This is a genomic window from Polyangium jinanense (assembly GCF_028435265.1).
Classification (GTDB): domain Bacteria; phylum Myxococcota_A; class Polyangia; order Polyangiales; family Polyangiaceae; genus Polyangium; species Polyangium jinanense.
Window position 1 is genome coordinate 1 of the sequence record NZ_JAGTJK010000054.1, and the last position, 23,867, is coordinate 23,867.

Here is a 23,867-nt window from a genome sequence, read left to right on the forward strand (position 1 = left end):
ATGTGCCCCTGAACAGAACAACAGGGAAGGATGTTTCCATGACGAACCCCCGTTGCTCTCGGACGAACCCAAAGAGGAGGGCGCGGAGGGATGGGAACGACTACGAACTTTGGGGATGATGTACTAGCGCACGTCAGCCTCGATCTCCGGTCCGTGAGGCCCGTAGCATTCGTAGTGGACGCGATCGGCCGCCACCCCAAAGAGGTGCAGCGCCCCGCGGATCGTGCGCATGAAGGGAATGGGGCCCGTGAAATAGAACTCGCAATCGTTTCCAGGAAGGTTCCGCCCGAGCGTGCCGAGCCCGAGCCGACCATGCGTCTCGTAATCTCGCCCGAGCTCGTCCTCGGCCGAGGGCTGCGAATAGCAGCGGTGGAGCGTCACGTTCGGGTGGCGCTGCGCGAGCGCCTCGATCTCCCGCCGGAGCGGGTGGTGGCGCCCGTCGCGCATCATCAGGAAGAAGTAAATGGGCCGGTCGATGCCGCGATCGAGCGCGCTCTGGAAAAGGCTGAACACCGCGGTGATGCCGATTCCCGCGCCGATGAAGACGAGCGGGCGCGGCGAGTCGACGAGGGTGAACTCGCCGAACGGCGTGGAGACGTCGAGCACGTCCCCCTCCCGCACGTGCTCGTGGAAAAACCGGGAGCAGACGCCGTCGGGGTTCCCCTTCGCGCCGAACTCGCGCTTGATCGTGACCCGGAAATACCCCTTCCCCGGCGCCGTGGAGAGCGAGTAATTGCGATACACGGTATTGCCGCCGCGGCGCGAAAATTCGGGCACCTCGAGGCGGAACGTGACGTACTGGCCGGCCTCGTAATGCGGCACGGGGCCGCCGTCCTTGGGCGAGAGGTAAAACGAGGCGGCGTCCTCCGATTCCTTCACCTTCTGCCGGACCACGAACGGCCGGAACCCTTCCCATCCGCCCGGCGCGTGGGCGTTTTTCTGCATGAGATCCCGCTCGACCTCGATGAAGAGATCCGCGAGGACGCCATACGCCTCCCGCCACGCGGCCATGATCTCGTCCGTCGCGACGTCGCCGAGGATGGCCTTCACCGAGGCGAGGAAGTATTGCCCGATGATCGGGTAATGCTCGGGCCGGATGTCGAGCGAGGCGTGCCGGTGCGCGATGCGCATCACCGTGGCCTTGAGCGCGGGCAGGTCGTCGAGGCTCGTCATGGAGCCATTGAGCACGTTCGTCAGCGCGGCGCCTCGGGCGCCCTCTTGGCCGAAGAAATCCCCCCGGAACGCCTCCTGCTGCGAGCCACGTGTTTTCTCCTCGCCCGTGCCCTGGTTGGCCGGGTTGAAGAGCAACTCGAGCTTGGGGTGATCGTGGAGCAGGTGGCGGTAGAAATGACGAATGATCGTCGCGCCATGCTCGGCGAGCACCGGGGCCGTCGCCTTCACGATCGCGACAGTCTCGGCCGAGAGGGTCTTCCTGCTCATGTCTCAACCCAGAGCGCGCATGCCGGCGATGAAAAAGGGATAAAGCTCGGCCCGCATCAGGCCCTCGGACACGACCGGGTCGGCGTCGACGATCGCGCGCGCGGCGGCATCGTCCGCGGCCTCGACGACGGCCATGCCGAACGTCTCCGGGCCGGTCGTGAGCGTCCGGCCGACGAAGACGAGCACGCCCCGCGCCTTCAATTCTTCAAGGTACGCGCCGTGCCGACCGAGCGTGGCCATCTCGGTCTCCGTGGGGCCGGTCTGCAGGAGGTCCGGCCGCACGGCCCGGACGACGTAAATCCACTTGTTCGTGGGCTGAGAAGCAGGTTGTTCACTCATGGGCTTCGCATCATGGTCCATCGCCGCGCGATAAATCCACTCGAACCTACGTTCGTGTATGGCTGTCCTCGAGGATGGCCCGGAAGATCACCTCGGCGAGCTCCGCCGGGACACCGAGGCGCTCGGCGTAGGCGCGACGATCCGCGAGGAGCTCCACCTCGCGCGCCGCATCCACGCGCGGCAGGCCGAGCGCCCGCTTTTTCGCGAAGAGCGCGCCGACGAGCGCCCTCCGCCGCGCGACGAGGTCGAGCAGCGCATGGTCGAGCTCATCGAGGTCTCTGCGGGTCTCGCTGACGTCGGCCGGAGGCATGGCGGGCCAAAGAGTACAACCGCGCAGCTTGCGTGCCACCGCTTTCGGGTTGCGTTATAGGGTCCGACCATGAGCACCCCCGCGCAGCCGAGGCGCCCCGAGATCCTCGCCCCCGCCGGTGACGAAGCTGCGCTCCGGGCCGCGGTGCTGGCCGGCGCGGACGCGGTTTATTTCGGGCTCCAAGGTTTCAACGCGCGGGCGCGCGCGAAAAACTTCGACGCCGAAGGGCTCGCGCGGACGATGGCGTTCCTGCACGAGCACGGCGTGCGCGGGTACGTCACGCTGAACACGCTGGTCTTCGACGAGGAGCTCGAGAACGTCGAGAACGCGGTACGCACGTGCGCGGAGGCGGGCGTGGACGCGGTCATCGTGCAGGACCTCGGGGTCGCGCGGCTCGTGCGGGCGATCGCGCCGGCGCTTCCGATCCACGCCTCGACGCAGATGACGTGCACCGACGCGGGGGCCGTGGAGCTCGCGCGCGAGCTCGGCGCGAGCCGCGTCATCCTGGCGCGCGAGCTGTCGGTCGACGACATCGCGGCGATCCGGCGCGCGACGGACGTGGAGATCGAGGTCTTCGTGCACGGCGCGCTCTGCATCGCGTATTCGGGGCAGTGCCTGACGAGCGAGGCCATCGGAGGTCGCAGCGCGAACCGCGGGGCATGCGCGCAAGCATGCCGGCTGCCGTACGAGCTCGTCGTCGACGGAGAAAAGCGGGAGCTCGGGGATCACGCGTATCTCCTGTCGCCCGAGGATCTGGAAGCGAGCGCGCTCGTGCCGAAGCTCGCCGAGCTCGGCGTGTCGTCGCTGAAGATCGAAGGGCGGCTGAAGGGCCCCGACTACGTGGCCGCGACGACGCGGCTCTACCGCGCGGCGCTCGAAGCGAGCAGCGCGGGCCCGAGCGAGGCGCTCGGTTCGATCCGAAAAACCGCGCTGCAAACGTATTCACGGGGATCGGGTCCGGGGTTTCTCGCCGGCGTGGATCATCAGCGGCTCGTGGAGGGGCGCGCCTGTGATCATCGCGGGTTGCCGGTGGGCGAGCTCGTCGGCACCACGCGCGCGCGAGGAAAAACGTTCTTGCGGGTCCGGCTCGCGGAGGCGCTTTCGCGCGGCGACGGCGTGCTCGTGGAAGGAGGATTCGCGGGCGCGGGCGAGATCGGCGGGCGCGTCTGGACGATCGCGACGAACGGCGCGGACACGCCGCGCGCCGAGGCGGGCGAGGAGGTCTCCGTCTGGCTCGGGCCCGATTGTCGGGTCGACGTGGCGAAGCCGGGCCGGCGCGTGTGGAAGACAGACGATCCCGCGACGGAAAAGGCGATCCTCGCGGAGATTGAGCGGTCGCCGCGGAAGGTGCCGCTCTCGATCCGCGTGTCGGGCGCGATCGGGGAGATGCCGCGGTTCGAGGCGTGGACGACGTCGGGGCTACGCTCCGCGGTGACGGGTGACGCGCCGATCGGCGAAGCGCGGGGCGGCGCGGATGTCGCCGCGGTTCTGAAGGACAAACTCGGGCGGCTCGGCGATACGCCGTTCGAGATCGCGGAGATCGAGGCGAACCTGCCCGCGGGCGTGATGATCCCGCCGTCGTCGCTGAACCGGGCGCGCCGCGCGCTCGTCGAGGGTCTCTTCGCGTCGGCCGCGCGGAAACTGGAGACGACGTCGGTGCATTTCCAGGACCTCGTGCGCGCGTCGAGCCCGCCCGATCGGAGCCCGCCGCCGGCCGGTCTTTTCGTGCTCTGCCGGACGGAGGCACAAGCCGCGGCGGCGCTTGACGCAGGCGCGGACGGTGTTTACCTCGATTTCCTGGAGCTCGTGGGCACCGGCGCGGCCTTGCGCGCGCTGCGCGCGTCGCGGCCGAACGTGACGATCGGCGTCGCGCCGCCGCGCATTCGCAAGCCGGGCGAGGAGAAGATCGATCGGTACCTGCTCTCGCTCTCGCCCGATCTCTTGCTCGTGCGGGGGCTCGGCGCGCTGCGGGAAGGCGCGGCGCTGTCGATCCCGCGGATCGGCGATTTTTCGCTGAACGTGACGAACCGATTGACGGCGGCGGAGGTGCTCTCGCACGGGCTCTCGGCGTTCACGCCCTCGTTCGACCTCGACGCGGCGCAGCTCGAGCGCATGCTCGATTCGCCGTTCGGACCGTTCGCCGAGGTGGTCCTGCACCACCCGATGCCGCTCTTCCACATGGAGCATTGCGTGATCGCGGCACTGCTCTCCACGGGGAAGGATTTTCGGGATTGCGGCAGGCCGTGCGAAAAACACAAGGTGTCTTTGCGGGATCGCGCCGGGATGGAGCACCCGGTGGAGGCGGACGTGGGCTGCCGGAACACGGTGTTCCACGCGGCGGCGCAGAGCGCGGCGAGCCTCGCGGCGGCGGCGATGCGAGGCGGCGTGCGGCGATTCCGGATCGAGCTCGTGCGCGAGACGGCGGAGGACGTGGCGACGATCGTCGGGACATACCGGCGGCTGCTCGAAGGCAAGATGCACGCGCCGGAGGTTTTTCGGGCGCTCAGGACGGAGGGGGGATACGGCGTGGTGAAGGGCTCACTCCGGGTGCTCCCGGCGTGAGGGAGGCCAAGAACGAGGGATGAAGCAGCGAGACCCGATTCAGTTCGGAAAGCATACCCTTACCTTCGAGGAACCCGGGATCGCCGTACACATCTACCGGGGACCGATCACCGTGGACGACATGCGCATCCTCGTCGCTCTCCCGGACATGGATGAGCACGAAGGCAAATTTCAGCTCGCGCTCTTCGACATGCAGGCGTTCGGCGGGCTCGACTCCACCGCGCGCAAGATGGGCGCCGAACGGCCGCGGCCGGCGGGCACGTATTACTCGGCCTACGTGGGCGCGACCTTCAAGATGCGCGTGGTCGTCGCGCTGTTCATGCGCGCGGCGAATTTGTTGCAGGGCCAAAAGAACGTCTCGGCCTTCTTCGAGGATCACGAATCGGCCAAGGCGTGGCTGATCGCGTGCCGAGAGAAGCACCTCGCCGCAGACAAAAGGTAGACCGGAGGCGCACGTCTCCGTGCACCCCCGATCGAAAGACAAGGAAGTGGTGCGGCCCTGGAACACCCCGGGAGCGGGAGGGACGTCCCAGGGCGGAGGAATCGATTACTTGCGCGCGGCGACCTGCGCCTGGATCTGGCGGCGCAGCTTCCGCACCTCGGTCTGCGGGAGGTAGCGGAGCAATTCGGCGGTCTTGGCGCGCTCGTCCTCCTCGGCGAACGTGAGGAGGTACATCGGAGGCACGCCGAAGCCCTCCGCGAGGCGCGCGATCGTGCCGATCGTGATCGCGGCGAGGCCGTGCTCGACGCTCGAGAGGTGGCCCTTCGAGAGCGCGCTCGCGTCGGCGAGGGCGCCGAGGGACATATTGCGCTCCTTGCGAAGCGCGCGAATACGGGTACCGACCTGGAGGGCAAACGGCTCGGGGGTGGAACGTCGCGGCATTTTGATATGGTTCTCGGTTCGCCCTCGCGGGCAATCCGACCGGCCTCCTTCGCGCCGGGGAAAAACGGTTCGTCTGTCGTTTTCGGAAGCTCTCGTCGCCTCGCGTCGCGCACTGCCCGCGACCACCGCGGCGACCACGAAAACGAATATGCACCCATTCAGACGAACCTGCACGAAAAACCGAAAGCGGATCGGACCTTCAATGTCCTACCCAGCATGGCCCCCGTATCGAGGCCAGGGAAAACGACGGGCGTGATGGACATTGACTGTCCTAGCTTCTTTCGTGGTGGACAAAAAGCGAGAGCGCCGATCGGACCCGCCGATCAGCGCTCTCCAGGTAGTTTTGTTGTGGGATGCGATTACTTGCGGGCGGCGACCTGCGCCTGGATCTGGCGGCGCAGCTTCCTCACCTCGCTCTGGGGCAGGTAGCGGAGGAGCTCGGCCGCGTGAGCGCGCTCGTCCTCCGCCGCGAACGTGAGCAGGTACATCGGCGGCACGCCGAAGCCCTGCGCGAGCCGGGCGATCGTGCCGATCGTGATCGCGGCGAGGCCATGCTCGACGCTCGAGAGATGGCCCTTCGAAAGCTCACTCGCGTCGGCAAGCGCCGCGAGGGACATGTTCATCTCGTAACGGAGCTCGCGGATACGGGCGCCAACCTGAAGTGCAAACGCATCGGGAGTGGAACGTCGGGGCATGTGGATGTGGTTCTCGGTTCGCCCTCGCGGACGCGCCGACCGGCCTCCTTCTCGCCGGAATTCCAAGGGTCTTTATCGCTGGTGAAGCTCTCGATCGTCCGGCCTCTCCGCGCTCACCGCGCTCTCGGCTCGGTACGACCAGGAGCGAATATGCACCGCATTGGACGAACCCGCACCGAAAAACGTGATCCGGGTAGGACAGCAATTGTCCCACCAAGCACAGACGCGGCAGTGAGAGGAGGGAAAACGCGAGCGCGATCGGACGGGTTTTGTCCTAGCTCGTCTTCATTTGCGGCGACGGCGGACGATTGCGCCGAGCGCGAGGGAGAAGAAGGGAGGCGCCGCGCTGGGGCTTTGCCCCAGGCCCCACCAGGGGCTATCCGCCCCTGGACCTGGACCAGCGCAAGCGCTGGACCCGGGGTCGATGAACTGCGCTCCCGCGCAGTTCATCGAACAGGCCAAGTCAAGGCCATCACCGGCCTTTTGGAAGAACTGCGCACCGCGCAGTTCTTCCAACACGAGTCCAGGGCTTGCCCTGGTTCGGGTCGAGGGGCGAACAGCCCCCGCGGGGCCCGGGGCAGCGCCCCGGCGCGGCGGTCTGCGACAAGACCGCGTTCAGTGCAGGACGATCGTGGGGCGCTCTTCGCCGGGCAGCCAGAGCTCGGAGATGGTCACGAACGTGTCCTCTCGCATGTACCAGCACTTCCAGCCGCAGGAAGCCCAGCTCACGAGGCTCATCACGCGCCGATCCCCTTTGCGCACGGGGAAAACCACGTGCAGGCCGTCGAAGGTCTTGTCGATCTCCTTGCCCTCGAAGTCCTTGCTCTTGCCCTTGACCTTGAAGTCGGTGATCGAGACGTCCTGCTCGGAGCCGCCGACGACGCGGAGACCCTTGAATTCGTCCCGCGGGTCCCGACACGAGACACGTAGCCATTCGCGGACCGCGGACGCCGTGCAGAACTCGTGAGGCCGGAGGAGCTCGAGCGGCGTGGCCTTTTCCCATTCCTCGGCCGTGGGTTTCTCGGACGCCGTCTCGGGCGGAGACCATTCCCCGAGGGAAGGCGCGCTCGGGTCCGCAGGCGCAGCGGCGGACGCGGAGGCGGGCGCGGGCGCGGCAGCGGCAGCGGAGGCGGGCGCGGGCGCAGCCGCGGGCGCGGGCGCCTCCTCGGCCACGGCGAGCGAGAAGAACGCGAAGAGAAGCAGGAACGGCGGCGCAAAGGCCACGGCGCGGCGCAGGTTCGAGGTGTTCATAACGTCTTCAGGAAGGCGACGAGCGCCGCCCGATCCTCCTTGGAAAGATGATCCGTATGGCCCATGCGCTTGCCATTGCGCTCGATGAGCTCCTCGAGCGTGGCCACGCTGCCGTCGTGGTAATAGGGCGCGCTGCCGGCGATGTAGAGCAGCGAGGGCGTCTTGAACTTCCAGTCGTCCTCCATCTCCGTGTCGAAACGTGCCTTGTCGAATGCCCACGGGCCGAGCCCCACGAGCGCGCGGTTCGTGTAATCGGTCTTCGGCACATGGCAGGTCGCGCAGCCGACGTTGGCGTCGTTGAAGAGCTCCTCGCCGCGCTTCTCCTCGGCGGTCTTTTCGTGATGGTCGCGCGGGGGCGGGACGAGGCCTTGGCGGGCGAAGGCGATGATGGCCTCGGCGCGCGGGAGCGTCTTGTCCGCGGAATAACTCAAGGGACCGCCGCCGAGCCAGCGGTGAAGGCCAAAGCCGACGATCACGCGGTGCTTCAGGTTCGGGCTCTCGCCCTTCCAGCCATAAGGTCCGAACGCGGCGACGCGGCCCGCGAGCATCGGCGTCTGGCGCGGGGCGCCCTTCAGGAAGCCCTCGAACGCCTGCTTGTCCTCGAAGGCATGCATCGCATTGGGCTCGTACTTGCCCTTTTGCTCGTAGTTCTCCCGGATGTCCTCGTGCCACACGTGCCCGTCGTCACGTCCCTCGGGATGGCAGCCGGCGCAAGCAAACGAGCCGCTCATGAGCCAGTCGCGCGCATTGTAATAAAGCCGGCGGCCGATGGCGGCCTGCTCGGGCAGGAGATCCGGGCCGAGGGAGAATATGCCAGGGGGCGAGGATTCATAGGGAGCACGCTTGTCGAAGGCGTCGAGCCGGACGATCGCGAGGTCGTGGCTCGATCGGCAGAAGACGAAGGCCGTGCCCTCGTCCTCGGAGAGCGCGATTCCGGTGGGCGCGCCGCAGCGGGTGGCGCCGGGTTTGTCGTCCTCGGTATTCGTGTCCACGCCGAGGTCGTATTTGCGAAGGGCGCCGAGCGAGGGCTCGAGGGAGAGCGCGTCGAGCTCGACGAGCATATCGGTGCCCTCGCTGGCCACGAGCAAGGTGCGCGTCTTCTTGCGATACACGACGGCGCGCGGCTGGACGAAGACCTCGCCGATCTGCGCAGGCGCCGGTCCCGTGAGGTGCGGATCGGCCTCTTCGAGACCGAACTCGCCGAGGGTCTTCTGGAACGGCTTCGATTGCATGACGAACCAGCGCGGCGCACGCACGGCGAGCGGGCTCTCGTCGACCGTCGAGAGGATGTCGACGGTGTTTTGCCCATTCCACGCGCTCTCGCCCATGGCCCCGAGCGCGTGGCGCGGGACGAAGAGGCGCGCGCCGTCGGGCGAGAGGACGGCCGAATACGCGAGCGTCGCGGCCTCGCGCCGCGCCGGATCGGGCGGGGTGCGCAACGGGGCCGCCGGGAAGGGGAGGTCCTTGACGCGGGCCTGGCCATCGACGGCGTCGATGCGCGAGAGCGTGGCGCGGTCGATGTGCGTGACGTACGCGGTTTTCCCGTCGGGCAAGACGACGACGGCGCGCGGCTCGCGGGGGACGTCGAGGGTCCAGCGTTTCTCGAGTGTTTTGAGGTCGACGGCCGAGACCGCGTGCGTCCACGGGGAGGTGACGAGCGCGGTGGATTCGTCGGGGGTGATCGCGAGGCCCCAGGCGTCGGCCGGGAGCTCGACGCGGCCCATCTCGACGAGGCCCGCCGCGGGATCGGGGCGCATGACGAGCAAGAGGCCCGGGCCTTCGTAAGGTGATGCGGGATCGTCGGTCTTGCGAATGCCACGGACCGTGACGAGGACGCGGTCGTCGAGGGCGAGGACGGCCGCCGGTGGCCCGGGCATCTTGACGGCGACGGGCGGGTTCTGGGCGTCGGCGGGGAGCGCGATGCGCCGGACGACCTGTTGATCCTCGTCCGCGAGCCAGAGCGCAGGCTCAGAGGGCGAGCGGATGAGCGCGCCGCCCTCGCGCACGAGCGGGGGCTTGCGCGCGCGCGCAGGCTCGGCGGCCGGAGCCGCGTTCGAGGCGGGTTGGGGGGTGGCGTCGGTCGGCGAGGTTTGCTCGCCGGATTTGCAGGCGGCGAGGGCCGCGAGCGAGGTGAGGCCAGCGAGGAAGAAGGTGGACGCGGTGGTTCGCATCGGCGGGACCCGGGTTACGCTCCAGGATACCGCGACATTCCACCCGAGGGCTACGGCCGGCCGCGAGGGCCGCGCGGGGGAAACGGGTTTGTCAGGGAGCCCCGCCCGCGACGATCGCGTGCGCGACGAATCCGAGGACGAACCCGACGCCGAGCGCGACGAGGCCAAATGCAAAGGCGGCGCGGCGCGGGACGGCGTCGGCCGGGATGACGACGGCCGGCGCGGGCCTCGAGGCATGCGGCATTTCGCCGAAGCTGACGCCGGGAGGACGGCCGAGCGGCGGGGCGATGGGCGGCGGCGCGGCGACGGTCGGCGCGACGGCCGGCGGCGTGATGATCACCTGCGGCGTGGCCGCATGCGGCGCGACCGCGGGAACGCCAAACGCGGGCGACGGACGGCGGAGGGCCGCCGGTGGGCCCGGGTCGGGAATGTCGGAGACGGCCGGCATCGGCACGGTGAGCGCAGGGGACGGGCGCTGCAGCGAGGCCGAAGGGCCGAGGCGCGAGGAGGCAGGAGGCGGAGCCGCGGCGGACGTGTTGTAGGGGAGCTGCGTGGGGGCCGAGCCGAGGAGCGAGGAGACGGGCGCCGCCTGCGTGGGCGCGTCGGTGTCGGAGCTTTGCGGGCGCGCGAGCGCGCGGGCCTCGGCGAGGTCCTTCAGCATGGGCTCGATGCCCTCGTATCGCTCGGCGGGCCTGCGCTTGACGGCGCGCATGACGATCGCGGAGAGGCGCTCGGCCACGAGGTCCTTGCGGGTGAGCGCGATGGGCGGGGCTTCGTCGCTGAGCTTCTGGCGCGCATAAGCGAGGTCGTCCTGCTCGCCGAAGACATTCCGGCCCGAGGCGGCGCGATAGAGGATCGCGCCGAGCGCGTAGACGTCGGCCGTACCGCTGACTTCGCGCGAGTTCAGGAATTGCTCGGGCGCCATGTACGGGATGGTGCCGACGGCCATGTCGGCGCGGGTGATGCCCGTGAGCGTCTCCTCTTTGCCGCGTTGGTCCTCGGCCGGATCGAGGAGGCGGGCGAGGCCGAAATCGATGAGCACGGCGCGGCGCTCGCCGCTCGGCAGGCGCCGCAGGATGACGTTCTCGGGTTTGACGTCGCGATGAATGATGCTGGCGCGGTGCAGGTCCGCGATGGCCCGCGCGACGCCCTCGCCGATGTCGAGGACCTCCTCGACGGAAAGCGTGCCCTGCTTTTCGAGCAGATCCGCGAGGGACAAGCCCTCGACGTACTCCATGACGAGCAGGAGGCCAAACTCGGGATCGGTCGTCTGTTCGATGACGCGCGAGACGTGGTCGCTCTCGATCTTGCCGAGGAGGAGCGCCTCGCGGCGGAAGCGCGTGACGAGGTGGGGATCACGCGCGGCGTCCGGCAAAAGGCGCTTGATCGCGACGAGCGCGCCCGAGACCTGCGCGCCGATCCACACCTCGCCCATACCGCCCTCGGCGATCTTGCGCGCGAGACGGTACTTGCCCCCAATAGTCGCCCCCGGGACGAAGTCCATCGGCCGCGATGCTAGCCGAGGTCGGGGGGGCAGCACGAGGAATCCGCGCTTTTTTCCGCCCCTAAGGACCTGGGTTGTAATCGACCGTCAGGGAAAACGTGTCGACGCTGTCGACGACACAACCACGGCGCAGACGAACGGTGAACGTGTAGAGGTTCGTCCCGCGCCGGTACTGCGTGGGATCGACGCCGAAGCGGACGATGCCCGTGCCGCACTCGTTCGCGGGGAGCACGAGCGGCGCCGTCGTGCAGATGGTCGCCTTGTGCGCCGGGGTGTCGCAGCGCTCGAGCTCGAGCGCGTAGCCGTCGCGCGGCTCGACGGGCACGCGGGACGCATACTCGGCGAACCACGTGACGCCGACAGCCTGGGAGATCTGGAAGTTCGGTTCCGGCGCGCTCACCCACGCAGCGCGCGCGAGCGGCTCGCCCTCGCCGAGGAGCGTACCGCACGGATCGTTCGGGTCGACAGCCGTGCCGGATTCGAGGTTCGGACGTTCGTCGCATGCGCCCGCGTCGGATCCTCCGTCCCGGCGATCGAAGTCATCCGATGCGCCGAGCGAGGCCCCATCGCCTTTCATCGCGTCGTCGTGATCTCCTCGTTCCTGACAACCCGCGGCGGCGAGGAGCAGCAAAAGCGCAGCTTGGGACAGCAGGAACGGCCGAAGCATCGTCGATTGCATGATGTCTTGCGGCCTCTGCAATCGAGATGCCCGAAAACGACGGGGACAGACGCGTACGTCGCGCGACTCCGGGCGTTGACGGGGCGGATGACCCTTCGATACTTTCGGGGGATGTTCGGCGCGGGATCCGCACGTTCGAGAATTCGGTTGGCAGCGCTGTTCGTGCTGGGCGCGTTGCCCTTTTCAGGTTGCGGCAGCGACGAACCCGCGGTGAAGCCCGGCGGGACGGGCGAGCCGCCGCCCGAGAATCCAAGGCTTTCGGGGACGCTTCTGTACGAGACCGTCGCGTACGACCGCGTGGCGGACGGGCTCGACTACACGAAGGTGGACCAGAAGCCGATCCGCGGCGCGCGCGTGGCGCTGCTCGACGCGGCGAACGAGACGCTCCTCGCGGAGACGACGTCCGACGCGATGGGCCGGTATGGCTTCGACTGGAAAGGCACGGCGCAGGTGAAGGTGTGGGTCTACGCCGAGACGATGGAGCCCTCCATCCTCGTCGTGGACAACACGGCGAGCGACGCGACGTACGTGCTGGAGAGCGCCGAGGTCGTGGCCGAGGAGCCGACGTCCCTCGACGTGGTGGCGACGACGGGGTGGACGGGGATTTCGTACGGCAAACCGCGGCTCGCGGCGCCGTTTTCGGTGCTCGACGCGGCCTACACGGCGGCGCGGCGGTTCCTCGACGAGACGACGCCGCCGCCGGTGTTCCCCAAGCTCGAGATCAACTGGAGCGTGGACAATCGGCCCGAGGACGGGCCCGTCTCGTCCGGCCAGATCGGGACGTCGCACTGGGACGGCGATCAGATCTACGTGCTCGGCAAGGAGAACGTGGACACGGACGAGTTCGACACGCACGTGCTGGTGCACGAGTGGGGGCACTCGTTCGAGGAGCACATCACGCGCTCGGATAGCTGGGGCGGGTCGCACGGGTTCGGCGACGTGCTCGATCCACGGCTCGCATTCAGCGAGGGGTTCTGCAACGCGCTCTCGGCGATGATCCTCGACCCGGACACGGTCTACACGGACTCGATGGGCCCCGGGCAGAAGGACGGGTTCTCGGAGGACATCGAGAAGAACGACACGAGCTCATCCGCGAAGCCCGGCTGGTACTCGGAGACGACGGTGCAGAACGTGGTGTTCGACGCGTACGACGGGTACGCCGAGGCGTTCGACGGCGTCGAGCTGAAGCTACAAGGCGTGTATGCGGTGATGATCGGCGATCTGAAGGCGACGCCGGCGATGACGACGCTGTTCCCCTTCGTCGCGGGGCTGAAGAGCGCGCATCCGGAGGCGGCGACGGCGATCGACGCGCTGGTCGGGCATCACGGGTCGGGCAGCTCGTTCGGGATCGATCCGGTGACGGACGCGTGGGGCACGGGCGAGACGCACGCGGCCGAGGATCCGGGGGCGCTGCCGGTGTTCGTGCCGGTCGCGGCGAACGAGTCGGTGACGTTGACGCTGATCGGCGGGCTCGATCAGGCGCTGCTCGGGCAAAACCGATTCCTGCGCGTGAAGGGCACGGGCGGGACGATGCAGGTGAGCTCGAGCGCGACGAGCGACGTGGATCTCTACGTGTACCTGCGGGGCAAGGAGCTCGACAGCGCGGCGTCGGAGAGCGGCGACGAGACGGTGTCGTTCTCCACGGCCGCAGGCGAGGACTACGTGGTCAACGTGCAAGGGTACGGAGAAATTTCGGGGCCGTACGAAGTGAAGATCGAGGTCCTGCCATGAAGAGAGGGAACGAGATGCGCGCGCTCTGGATGCTCGCTTGTGTCGTGGCCGCGTGCGGGACGGTCGAGCGGAAGGAGCCCGATCACGTCGGACCCGATACGCCGAGCGCCGCCGAGGCGAACGTCGACGAGGGAGGCGAGGTGCGGACGCAGAAGCCGGGCGCGCCCGTGAAGGTGGAAGGGAGGCTCGCGTCGTCGAGCGCGGTGCTGACGATCGACTTCGAGGAGTCCGCGAGCGAGGTGTCCGTGGAGGTGTGGGGCGTGGACGGGCTCGTCGTGACGAGCGCGAAGGAGCCGGTGCAGAACCGGGAGTTCGGCAGGGGCGAGAAGGCCTCCGTGGAGGTGTCGTTCACGGCGCCGGCGACGCGGGCCGATCTCGCAGTGCGGGTGCGCGGGACGTTCGATGGGCGGGTGCGCGAGCGGGTGCAGTCGTTCACGGTGAACGCGGAGGCGCCAAGCCTGACGCAGCCGCCGGGAGAGGTTCGTATGGGGCCGGATGGAAGGCCTGTGCGCGTGATGAGGCCGGAGTAGCGGCGCGGGTACAGGCGGTCCGGCGGAGGCGGGGGTCGAGGGTGGGCGCGGGCGGAGGCGGTCCGGCGTCGCTGGGGGTCGAGGCGCGGCGCGGGCGGAGGCGGTCCGGCGTCGCTGGGGGTCGATGTCGGCGCGACTACAGGGCGGTCCGGCGTCGCTGGGGGTCGAGGGGGAGCGCGGACAGGGGCGGTCTGTCAGAGGCGCTCATCGATCGGCGTCTTCATTCATCCCGCCCATGGTCGAAGGTCGCGGCGACGGCGCGCTGGTGGATCTCCTTCAGGACGGCGCTGCGATCCGAGCAATTGACAAGGGTCTCCAGGTCGCCTGGACCGAGGAGGAGGACGAGATTTTCCTCACGCGCCCGCGAACGAAGCTCCAGTCGAACCGTATCGGCGAAACCGCCGGCTGCGACGAAGAGGGCCACCCGGCACCGCTTGTAACGCCCCTCGAGCTTGCCGAGGAGATCCCTCACATCCTTCGTCCCCACGTGGCTCGACCAGTTCTTGCACTCGACGAGGATGTAGGGGCTCTCCTTTTGCCAGAGCGGGTCGGGCGCATTGTTCTGCACGAGGATGTCGAGCTCCTCGAGCTCGTTCTTCATGCGCGCGCGGAGACGCTGGAAGCCGGGAATCGTCTTGAGGAGCAGCTCCATGAGCTGCTCGAGGAGGAGCCCTTTTCTGTTGCGGTCTTTCTCTGCCTGGACGGCTTCCCACGTCGCGCGGATAGCTTTCTCCGTCTCCCCCTGATCGAGCGCGCCCAGCCATCGTTCGCGGACGGCCTCCATGGCGTTGCGGACCTTCACGCGGAGGAGCGCGGCGAAGACGGAGCGCTTTTCGAGGTAATCATATGCGCCATCCTTGAACGCGCGCTCGACCGCTTCGTTGGAGGCGTATGCAGTCACGAGGATGGCCTTCGCGCCAGGCGCGCGTATCCCCACCTCGGCGATGAGGTCGAGCCCGTCATCGCCTCCGCCAGGCCCGTCGAGCTTCTGGTCGACGAGGACGACGCTCCAGCCCGGTTCGTCGAGGCGCTCCAGGGCCTTCGTCCGGGTCGTGGCGCTCTCGACCTTGTACCCCCAGGCGGACAGGAGATCCTCGTACGTCTCCAGGAAGAGGTTGTCGTCGTCGATGATGAGGAGCCGTCCGCCGCCGTTCATGTCGACCTCGAAAACCGTAACGAAAACCGCGCGCCGCCGAGCGGACTCTCCGTGCACGTGACCGTACCACGCATCTCGCCCTCCACGACTTGCCGGACGAGCGCGAGGCCCTGTCCGCTCCCTCCCGACCGGGACGTGAAGCCGGGCTCGAAGACGACGCTCCGTTGCTCCTGGGGAACTCCGGAGCCATTGTCATCCACGTGGATCGATATGTGATCAGCGCCGACCTCAGTCGCGATCGACACCCTCCCGTCCACGACACCCGTGATCGCTTGTGCGGCATTCCGTAGCAAATTCGCCACGGCGAGGATGAAGCGCGCACGCGGCCCCATGAGGGTCGCACCCGAGGTATTGAACGCTTGCCGAAAGTTGCCGTTCAGCTCGCGAGAAAGGGCGGCGCAGGCATCACGCAAGGCGCTGTCGACGTCGAACGTGGAGGGCCCCTCGAGGCCCAGATTGGCGACCCGAAGCATCCCGTCGACGAAGTCGAGGGCTCGCTGGATGCCCGCCTCGATTCGCGCTCGTTGCCGGTGTCTCGGGCCGGTCGAATCACCGGAAACGAGATCGGATATCAGGGATGAAAACGTGACCTGGACGGGGATCAGCGCGTTCCGAATTTCGTGGGCGACCATGCGCGCCTGGAGCGCGGAGGCGGCAGCCGCGTTTTCTTGCGAAACACGTGCGGCATCGGGATGGATACGCTCCACGATCCCTGCCACTTCATCCCGTAGGAGCGCGTCTGCGAGGACCGCGAACGGCGTGGACCGTCGTTGCGCGATGTCGTCGAGGAGGGATCGGTGACGCTCAATGACCTCGTAGCCCCGAATGTAGGGCGACTCCAGGTCAGGATCGTCGTGGTACTTCAAGAGGCCGAGCGCGCCGAGACGGCGAACCGTGGCCCACGATATCTGCCATTCCTCGTGCGGCTCAGCGTCATCATCAACGGTCTCATGGCGCTCTGGGTTGTTCGAGAGCAGCGCGGCCAGCTCGGGCGACAAGCGCATGTCGTCCTCACGCCCCAGCGACTGTGCCGCCTCCAGGGCCAGCAACCAGCGGAGGGCATCGAGCCCCGGCGTCTCGAGGAGCGTTCGACCGCAACGAGAGAGCACGACGTTCTCACCGCGGCGCTGGACGAGCCTTGTCTCGAAAGCGTAGTCCGGTAGGAAGTGCCAGCGGTCGGCGATTCCCGCTATCGACTCGGCGTACAAGGCGCTCATGCCGGCGTCGTACAGCAGGTCGTCCTTGAACTTGGATCCCGTCGTCGGGATAGCCGCATTGCTGCTCCTTGCCCCCAACAGGATCCCGAAGCCGATGTCGATCAGAACCGCGAGCCGCTGACCTCGTGCATCGGGCTCGACCTCTTCGAGGATCGCCATGGCCAACGACTGGACGAGCGCTTCGAATCTTCGACCGGCCGTCCAGCGCTCCCAGATGCGCTCCGCGGCCGCAGGATCCCCGGCCCCTTGACGCTCAAGCGCCTCGAAGAGAAACCGCCGGTGCGCTCCGACGTCTATCTTCGTGTACGGCAGCCCCTCGGGCGCTCGCCCGACCCGCTCCAGGTAGCCGCGGAGCTGCTCCAGGAACCCCATGGAAGGGCTCCTAGACCCAGCGGATCGATGGCGTCAAGGCTGCGGGCAGACGAGCGAACGTCAGCGATACCCGTACTTGCCGACCATCTCCGCGACCTCTTGCGCGGTCGGCCTCGCGGCGGGGTCGGGGTCCATGCAGCGCTCGAAGAGGAGCGCAAGACCGCCCTGGAGGCCCTCCACGCGGCGCAGGCCCGTGGGGCGCGGGAGCGTTTGTCCCTGCATGCCGACGAAGATCGGCGGGACGTTGAAGGGGCGCTTGCCCGTGAGGATCTCGTAGGCGATGACGCCGAGGCTGAAGACGTCGGAGTGCGCCTTCCAGTGGCGTGAGCCCTGCGCGAGCTCCGGGCCCATGTAGGTCGGGGTGCCGACGAGGATGCCCGTGCGCGTGACCTCCTGCGGAGGCGGCGCGATGCTGCGGCGCGTGGACGGCGGCGTGTCGAGCTCGCGGGGCCGTTCGGAGGCGGGCGCGCGCTCCTGAACTTCGCCCGTGAGCGTGGAGATGCCGAAGTCGACGAGCTTGACCTGCGCATGGCCCTCGGCGTCGTCGGCGACCATGACGTTGCCCGGCTTGAGGTCGCGGTGGATGACGCCCTGCGCGTGCACGGCCGCAAGTCCCGCGGCCATCTGGCCGAGCACCGAGCAGCACCAGGCGACGTCGCGGTAGCGCTCTTTGCAGCGATGGAGCGGCTTGCCCTTGCAGAGCTCCATGACGAGGTAGAGCAAGCCCTCGGGCGTGACGTCGACGTCGGCGATCGAGGCGAGGTTCGGGTGGTCGAGGCGGGAGAGGATCTGCGCCTCGCGCACGAAGCGCGCCATCGCAAGCTTGTCGCTTCGGCTCGTGAGGACCTTCATGGCGAAGCGGCGCGTGTCGCGGACGCGCTCGACTTCGTAGACGACGCCCATCGCGCCCTGCCCGAGCTCCTCGATGACGCGGTAGCGCTCGGCGATGAGGGCACCGACCGCGAAGCTCGGCGCGGCGGTGACGAGATCGTCCTCGTCGACGTCGACGTCGGTGCGGAGCGAGGAGAGAAGGCTCGACGTGTGCTGCTGGATCTTGCGGCGGAGCTCCTCGTTGAGGACCTCGACCTCGGTCTTCTTGGCCTCGATGGTGCGGATCTTCTGCTGCACGTCGCGGCGCATCTGGTCGAGGCCACGCGCGAGGTCCGCGAACTCGCTCTTCTCGTCGACGGGGATCGGGGTCTTGATGTCGCCCGAGGCGAGGCGCGCGGCGGCTTCGAGGAGCGCGGCTTGTTCGGCGATGCGCTTCTGGTGGAGCGAGCTTTCGAGCTCGGCCCGGACGGCGCGCGTGGAGACGATGTTGATGGAGAGTTTTTCGCCAAGGGCGTTGAGGAGCGAGAGGTCGGCGGCGTCGAAGTGGCGGCGTGATTCGTCGCTCTCCAGGTAGAGGACGCCGAGGAGCTCGTCGCGGACGAGGAGCGGCGCAGCCATGGCGCTGCGGCGCGTGTCTTCGATGCGCTTCCACACGCGCGCCTCGCGGCGCAGGCGGACCTGCTCGACGAGGTCGTCGAGGTTCGAGGCGAAGCCAGCGATGACGGAGGCGAGCGGGATCTCCACGCCGCCAGCCTCGCGGCCCGCAGCGACTTCGAGTTCGGCGCCCGCGACCGCGCCGCCCTCGGGCGTGACGAAGAGGAGCGCGGCGCGCGCGCCGAGGAGGCGGACGATCTCGTCGAGCGCGACGCGGGCCTGGCCGCCACGATCGAGGACCTGCGCCGAGGCGAGGCTGAGCTCGAGGACACGCGAGTAGCGGCCCATGCGCTCGTGCACCTCGACGAAGCGGCGCGCGAGGATGATGCCGAGCGAGAGGGCAAAGGCGAACGTGCCGACGTGCCCGAACGAGACGTGATCACGCGGGACGAGGCCGATCGCCTGGAGCACGTCGTGCGAGACCGCCGTGGCGGCCAGGATGAACCCGGCCGTGAAGATGCGCGCGTCGAGGTTGCCGCGCGTCGCGTTGAGGATCGCGCGGGCCGTCATCAGCGCGATCGTGATGAGCAGGAGGATCTGAAACGGGAGGAGCGTGCGCAGGACGGGGACGAGCCCAAGCGCGACGACGAGCGCCGAGCCGAGGAAGTACGCGCCATGGACCCACTGCAAGCCGCGGAGCAAGCGGAAGCGGCCCGGGCCGAAGACGTGCTCGAAGTACGAGGCGAAGAAGAGCGGCGTGAGGTAGAGGCTCGCGAGCTCGACGTGGATCCAGAACAGCGGCGCGTCGAGGAGCAGGCCCCGGATGGGCACGGCCGCGGGGAGGTAGATCCCGAGCGAGAGCGCGAGCAGGCCGTAGGCGAGGTTCGATTTGTCGCGACGCTCCGAGAGGAAGAGGCCGAGGACGAAGAGGCCCACGGACACGAGGAGGATGCCCATCGCGAGCGTGGGCAGGTCGTCGCGGACGGCTTCGAGCGCGAGGTCGGCACGCGAGCCGAGCAGGACCTCGCCGTAGGGACCGATGTTGACGTGATCGGAGTAGACGCGAAGCGCGAGGGTCTTGCCCGCGAAGTTCGATCCGAGCGGGATGAAGTGCGTCTTGTAGCCCTGGAAGCGGAGCGCGCCGTTCCCCTCGAACGAGCCGAACCGGTAGACGAGCGCGCCGTCGACGTACGCCTCGACGAGCTGATCGACGCCCTGGAGGTAGAGGACGGGCTCGCGCTCGGCAGCGCCGACGAGGCGCGTGCGCATCCAGAGGAAGTGCTCGCCGCCGCGGCCCTCGGGCACGGTCTTCGGCGGCAAGGCGCGCCATCCGTCGTTCACGGTGGGCGTGGCCCAGACGGGCGCGCCCGTGGGATCACGCGGCGAGTCGCCCCAGCGGTACTCCCACGCGCCCTGATACGCGTGGGCAAACGCCTCGGGGGTGACAGGGGCAGGCACGTCCGCGCGCGTGATCGGCGAGGCCGAGAGCATCGCGAGGGCGAGCGTTCCGGCAACCACGGTGCGCCGGAGCCGCGAACGGGGCATCGCTTGATCTTGGTCCAGGGGTACCTCGGGGAAGCTGCGAGGATATCAGAGCTCGCGCCGCGGCGAGCTCACCGCGCGCTCGCCTTCTTCTTCCCCTCACCCACGGCCTTGCCCGCGATGCGCGCGCGGGCCGCGTGCATGAGCGGCTCGGCAGGCGTCAACGCGTCGACGAGGTCGCCCGCACGGAGCGCCGCCTCCTCGGCCCGCTTCCACGCGGCCGACGCGCCGATCGTGTTCGGCCCGCTCCGCTGCGCGAGCTCGAGCGCCGATGCAAGGTCCCGGCCGACACGCTCGATGCGCTGGAGCTCGGCGCGGCCCGCCCCGGAAAGTTTGGCGGCCGCATACATTGCCCGCACGATGCCGATGAGGTCGCGCACGGCCACCGCGGGAAAGGGATCTTCACGCCCGGAGATCACCTGAACGAATGTATCGGATTCGTATCGAAATGGCGAGCCGGCGCGTTTTCAGGGGTCACCGGAGAGAGCCGGTGACCTCTTCCACGGCGCGGCAGAGGGCGCCCGAAAGGACGATGTCGCGGACGGCGGCAATGTCGCGATAGAGGGGGCGGTCCTCGTCGAGCGTGGGGGAGACGGAGCGGACGGCCGCGTGCGCTCGCTCGACGGCGGCCGAGGAGCGGAGGGGACGGCGCTGATCGATGCCCTGGGCGGCCGTGAGGATCTCGATCGCGAGCGAGGTGCGGACGTTCTCGATGACCTGGGCGAGCTTGCGGGCGCTGACGCTGCCCATGCTGACGTGATCCTCACGGCCGGCGCTCGAAGGGATCGAGTCGACGCTGGCCGGATGGCAGAGGACCTTGTTCTCGCTGACGAGCGAGGCGCTCGCGACCTGCGCGATCATGAAGCCGGAGTGCAGGCCGCTCTGCGGCGCGAGGAACGGGGTGAGGCCACTCGAGAGCGCGGGGTTGACGAGCTGCTCGACGCGGCGCTCGCTGATGTTCGCGAGCTCGGCCGCAGCCATCGCCGCGAGGTCGAGCGCGAGCGCGAGCGGCTGGCCGTGGAAGTTGCCGCCCGAGAGGAGATCGGCGCCGCCGTCGTCCCGGAGGAAGATGGTGGGGTTGTCGGTGACGCTGTTGATCTCACGGGTGAGGACGTCGGCAGCCCAGCCGAGGGCGTCACGCGAGGCGCCGTGGACCTGCGGCATGCAGCGGAGCGAGTAGGCGTCCTGCACGCGCGGACAGTCGGCGTGGCTCTGCATGATCTCGCTGTCGTCGAGCATCGCGCGGAGGTTCGCGGCACACGCGGCCTGGCCCGGGTGCGGGCGGACGGCCATGAGGCGCTCGTCGAAGGGGCGCTTCGAGCCCTTGTTCGCTTCGAGGCTCATCGCGCCGGCAACGTCGGCGATCGTGCAGAGGGCGAGCGCGTCACGCACGGCGAGCGCGCCGAGGGCGGCCATGTACTGCGTGCCGTTGATGAGCGCGAGGCCCTCCTTCGCCGCGAGGACCACGGGGCGGAGCTCGGCGCGCGCGAGAGCTTCCGCGCTCGTCATGCGCTCGCCGCGGAAGGAGGCCTCGCCTTCGCCCATGAGCGTGAGCGCGAGGTGCGCGAGCGGCGCGAGGTCGCCCGAAGCGCCAACCGATCCTTGCGAGGGGATGCGCGGCGCGACGCCGGCGTTGAGCATGGCGAGGAGAAGATCGACGACCTCGGCGCGGACGCCGGAGTAGCCGAGCGCGACGACCTGCGCGCGCAAAACCATCATGGCGCGGACCTCAGGCTCGCCGAGATCCGGTCCGACGCCGGTCGCGTGGCTGCGCACGAGGTTCTTCTGCAAGGCGATGACGTCGCGCTCGGCGATACGCGTCTCGGCGAGCGCGCCGAAGCCCGTGTTGATGCCGTACACGGCGGGCGCGGAGTCGCCGGCCTCCGCGATGGCGTCGACGGCGCGGCGCGAGGCGATGATGCGAGCGCGGGCCTCGGGGCAAAGGGCAACGGGGCGGCCGCGACGGCTCACGTCCTCGAGATCGGCGAGGGTGATCGGGCGCCCAACGAGAAGAGGCGAAAGGGTGTGCACGGGCGCCACGTTAGTACATCCCCAGCCGCGTGCCTCCGCGCGGACGCACGCCGCGGGAGGACGGGCGAAAGCGGCTTTGACGGTCGGGGGCGATCGCCTAAGCTCCCGCCCCATGCAAACCCTACGTTGGTCCCTCACGGCGCTCGCGCTGGGGCTCGTCGCGTGTGCCGGCTCCGCAGCCGAGGGGCCGGGGTCGACCGAGCCCGGCGCGATCCAGTCCGCTCCGAACGAGCCGCCGCCTCCTGCCGCGGAAGGCCCGATCACCTGCGGCCTGCCCGCGCCCGTGGTGAGCGAGGACCCGTGTACGAAGGACGCCGAGTGCGCGCCCGCGGAGCCTTGCCATGCGCACGCCTGTGTCGCCGTCGCCCACGCGAAGCCGCGCACGCCCGACACGGTCTGCTCCACGATGCTCGATTGCAAGAGCGTCGACGCGAACCCCTGCGTATGTCACGAGGGCCGCTGCGCCCTCGTGCCGAAGCCCAACTGATCCACGAATCTCATGCGGTACTTCGTCAAATTCCCTTCCGGTCGCGAGGTCCCCGTCGATCTGACCGTGCTGCCCTCGGGCGAGATCCGCGCCGAGGTCGAGGGTCGCTCGTTCGCGATCGACGCCTACGACCACCAAGGCGCGGTGCACCTCGACATCGGCGGGCGTTCGGTCGAGCTCTGGATGGAGGGCACGCCGCCCGAGGTCGGTGTCGTCGCGTCGTCGCGGCGGTTTTACGCGCGCGTCGAGAACGAACGGCTGCGCGCGCTCTCGAGCGTGCAGGGCGGCAAGAGCGGCGGCGGCGAGGGGCTCGTCAGGTCGCCGATGCCCGGCCGCGTGCTCAAGGTGCTCGTGGCCGAGGGCGACGAGATCCACGCAGGGCGGCCGCTCGTCGTGGTCGAAGCGATGAAGATGGAGAACGAGCTCGCGTCCACGCGCGACGGTCGGGTGAAGAAGGTCTACGTGACCGCTGGCGCGACCGTCGAGGGGGGTGCCAAGCTCGTCGAGATCGAATGAGTCTTCGAAAGCGCCTTCCGCTCGCTCACCTGCCAACCCCCCTCCAGCGCCCGCGAAGGCTCGCCGTCGCGACAGGCATCGACCTCTGGGTCAAACGCGACGACATGACCGGGGGCGCCGAGGCGGGCAACAAGATCCGCAAGCTCGAGCTCCTGCTCGGTGAGGCCCTCTCGCTCGAGTGCGATACGGTCGTCACCTGCGGCGGGCTGCAATCGAACCACGCCCGCGCGACCGCGCTCGCGGCCGCCTCGCTCGGCCTGCGCGCGGTGCTCTTTTTGAGGACGAACGATCCCTCGCTCGATCCGTCCCGCGCGCCGCTCGAAGGCAACGTGCTGATCGATCGCCTCGCCGGTGCGGAGATCCGGCTCATCACGCCCGAGCAGTACCGGGATCGGGATCGCATCCTGGACGAGGCCGCCGAGGAGCTGCGGTCCGAGGGGCAGAAGCCCTACGTGATCCCCGAGGGAGGATCGAACGGGCTCGGCGCGCTCGGGTACGTCGAGGCTATGGGCGAGGTGCGGCGGCAGCTCGATCTCGGGCTCGGCGGGGGCAAGCCGTTCGACGCGGTCGTGGTCGCGTGTGGTTCGGGCGGCACGGCGGCGGGCGCGGCGCTCGGCGCGGCGTTCCACGGCGTGGCGAAGGAGGTCGTGGCCGTGGCGGTCTGCGACGACGCACCCACGTTCCAGGCACGGATCGAGGGCATCGTGCGGGAAGCGCGTTCGCTCGATCCGCGTCTGCCCGAGCCCGCGCGCGTGACGGTCGACGACGCCCACAAGGGGCCGGCCTACGCGGTGAGCACGCCCGAGCAGCGCCGGCTCATCGCGAGCGTGGCGGGGTTGTCCGGGATGGTGCTCGACCCGGTCTACACGGGCAAGGCGTTCTCGGCGCTGATGGACCTCGCGGGTGCGGGCGGGCCGCTCGCCGGCAAGCGGATCCTGTTCGTGCACACGGGCGGGCTGCCGGGGCTCCTGGCGCAAGGAGCGACGTTCCAGGACGCGCTCGGTCTGGACTGAGCGACCCGTTTCA

At 69.0% G+C, this 23,867-nt stretch carries 21 protein-coding genes; 7 read left to right on the forward strand and 14 right to left on the reverse strand.

Annotation, left to right across the window (positions count from 1 at the left end):
* Positions 1–123: 123 nt before the first annotated feature.
* The 3 genes from KEG38_RS45690 to KEG38_RS45700 are packed head-to-tail and all read right to left on the reverse strand — an operon-like array spanning position 124 to position 2,089.
* Entirely contained in the window at positions 124–1,440 is a 1,317-nt protein-coding gene (locus KEG38_RS45690; RefSeq protein ID WP_272427049.1) for a globin domain-containing protein, read from the reverse strand.
* Positions 1,441–1,443: 3 nt separating this feature from the next.
* Positions 1,444–1,779 carry a YciI family protein gene (locus tag KEG38_RS45695; protein ID WP_272427050.1) on the reverse strand — a complete coding sequence of 112 codons (336 nt, stop codon included), beginning with the start codon at positions 1,777–1,779 and terminating at the stop codon, positions 1,444–1,446.
* Between the two features lie 46 nt (positions 1,780–1,825).
* A complete protein-coding gene (locus KEG38_RS45700; protein WP_272427051.1) occupies positions 1,826–2,089 on the reverse strand; it encodes a chorismate mutase in 264 nt (87 codons plus the stop codon).
* A gap of 69 nt (positions 2,090–2,158) precedes the next feature.
* Between KEG38_RS45700 and KEG38_RS45705 the strand changes: the two genes are divergently transcribed.
* Entirely contained in the window at positions 2,159–4,651 is a 2,493-nt protein-coding gene (locus KEG38_RS45705) for a peptidase U32 family protein (protein ID WP_272427052.1), read from the forward strand.
* A gap of 19 nt (positions 4,652–4,670) precedes the next feature.
* The gene (locus KEG38_RS45710; RefSeq protein WP_272427053.1) at positions 4,671–5,093 is read left to right on the forward strand and encodes a hypothetical protein; all 423 of its coding nucleotides are present in this window, start codon (positions 4,671–4,673) and stop codon (positions 5,091–5,093) included.
* A 105-nt stretch (positions 5,094–5,198) separates the two neighbouring features.
* Here the strand turns inward: KEG38_RS45710 and KEG38_RS45715 are convergent, their stop codons facing one another.
* The 6 genes from KEG38_RS45715 to KEG38_RS45740 form a co-directional block, all read right to left on the reverse strand.
* A complete protein-coding gene (locus KEG38_RS45715) occupies positions 5,199–5,534 on the reverse strand; it encodes a helix-turn-helix domain-containing protein (RefSeq protein ID WP_272427054.1) in 336 nt (111 codons plus the stop codon).
* Positions 5,535–5,893: 359 nt separating this feature from the next.
* Positions 5,894–6,229, reverse strand: a complete 336-nt coding sequence (locus tag KEG38_RS45720) for a helix-turn-helix domain-containing protein (protein WP_272427055.1) — start codon at positions 6,227–6,229, stop codon at positions 5,894–5,896.
* Positions 6,230–6,844: 615 nt separating this feature from the next.
* Positions 6,845–7,480 carry a hypothetical protein gene (locus KEG38_RS45725; protein WP_272427056.1) on the reverse strand — a complete coding sequence of 212 codons (636 nt, stop codon included), beginning with the start codon at positions 7,478–7,480 and terminating at the stop codon, positions 6,845–6,847.
* The gene (locus KEG38_RS45730) at positions 7,477–9,651 is read right to left on the reverse strand and encodes a hypothetical protein (RefSeq protein WP_272427058.1); all 2,175 of its coding nucleotides are present in this window, start codon (positions 9,649–9,651) and stop codon (positions 7,477–7,479) included. The genes KEG38_RS45725 and KEG38_RS45730 overlap by 4 nt, the downstream gene beginning before the upstream one ends.
* Positions 9,652–9,742: 91 nt before the next feature.
* Positions 9,743–11,155: a serine/threonine-protein kinase gene (locus KEG38_RS45735; RefSeq protein ID WP_272427059.1), complete on the reverse strand. Its 1,413-nt coding sequence runs from the start codon at positions 11,153–11,155 to the stop codon at positions 9,743–9,745.
* Positions 11,156–11,216: 61 nt separating this feature from the next.
* Positions 11,217–11,834, reverse strand: a complete 618-nt coding sequence (locus KEG38_RS45740; RefSeq protein WP_272427060.1) for a hypothetical protein — start codon at positions 11,832–11,834, stop codon at positions 11,217–11,219.
* 147 nt (positions 11,835–11,981) lie between these two features.
* On the opposite strand from KEG38_RS45740, the gene KEG38_RS45745 reads away from it, so the two are divergent.
* Both KEG38_RS45745 and KEG38_RS45750 read left to right on the forward strand, forming a co-directional pair.
* Entirely contained in the window at positions 11,982–13,565 is a 1,584-nt protein-coding gene (locus KEG38_RS45745) for a hypothetical protein (protein ID WP_272427061.1), read from the forward strand.
* Complete coding sequence (locus KEG38_RS45750) at positions 13,562–14,095, forward strand: hypothetical protein (RefSeq protein ID WP_272427062.1); 534 nt, start codon at positions 13,562–13,564, stop codon at positions 14,093–14,095. Before KEG38_RS45745 ends, KEG38_RS45750 begins: the two co-directional genes overlap by 4 nt.
* A gap of 220 nt (positions 14,096–14,315) precedes the next feature.
* On the opposite strand, the gene KEG38_RS45755 is transcribed toward KEG38_RS45750, so the two are convergent.
* From KEG38_RS45755 to hutH, 5 genes are all read right to left on the reverse strand, one after another.
* On the reverse strand, positions 14,316–15,251 hold the full coding sequence (locus KEG38_RS45755; RefSeq protein WP_272427063.1) for a response regulator: 936 nt from the start codon (positions 15,249–15,251) through the stop codon (positions 14,316–14,318).
* Entirely contained in the window at positions 15,248–16,627 is a 1,380-nt protein-coding gene (locus tag KEG38_RS45760; protein ID WP_272427064.1) for a sensor histidine kinase, read from the reverse strand. Before KEG38_RS45760 ends, KEG38_RS45755 begins: the two co-directional genes overlap by 4 nt.
* A gap of 273 nt (positions 16,628–16,900) precedes the next feature.
* On the reverse strand, positions 16,901–19,810 hold the full coding sequence (locus tag KEG38_RS45765; RefSeq protein WP_272427065.1) for a protein kinase domain-containing protein: 2,910 nt from the start codon (positions 19,808–19,810) through the stop codon (positions 16,901–16,903).
* 68 nt (positions 19,811–19,878) lie between these two features.
* Positions 19,879–20,193, reverse strand: a complete 315-nt coding sequence (locus KEG38_RS45770; RefSeq protein ID WP_272427067.1) for a hypothetical protein — start codon at positions 20,191–20,193, stop codon at positions 19,879–19,881.
* Positions 20,194–20,281: 88 nt separating this feature from the next.
* A complete protein-coding gene (gene hutH, locus KEG38_RS45775; RefSeq protein WP_272427068.1) occupies positions 20,282–21,838 on the reverse strand; it encodes a histidine ammonia-lyase in 1,557 nt (518 codons plus the stop codon).
* 112 nt (positions 21,839–21,950) lie between these two features.
* Between hutH and KEG38_RS45780 the strand changes: the two genes are divergently transcribed.
* From KEG38_RS45780 to KEG38_RS45790, 3 genes are read left to right on the forward strand one after another with little or no spacing between them, the layout of a single operon-like run.
* Entirely contained in the window at positions 21,951–22,325 is a 375-nt protein-coding gene (locus KEG38_RS45780) for a hypothetical protein (RefSeq protein WP_272427070.1), read from the forward strand.
* A gap of 12 nt (positions 22,326–22,337) precedes the next feature.
* Positions 22,338–22,841, forward strand: coding sequence for an acyl-CoA carboxylase biotin carboxyl carrier protein subunit (locus tag KEG38_RS45785; protein ID WP_272427071.1), 504 nt, complete (start codon positions 22,338–22,340; stop codon positions 22,839–22,841).
* A complete protein-coding gene (locus tag KEG38_RS45790; protein ID WP_272427073.1) occupies positions 22,838–23,854 on the forward strand; it encodes a D-cysteine desulfhydrase family protein in 1,017 nt (338 codons plus the stop codon). The genes KEG38_RS45785 and KEG38_RS45790 overlap by 4 nt, the downstream gene beginning before the upstream one ends.
* The last annotated feature ends 13 nt before the right edge of the window (positions 23,855–23,867 follow it).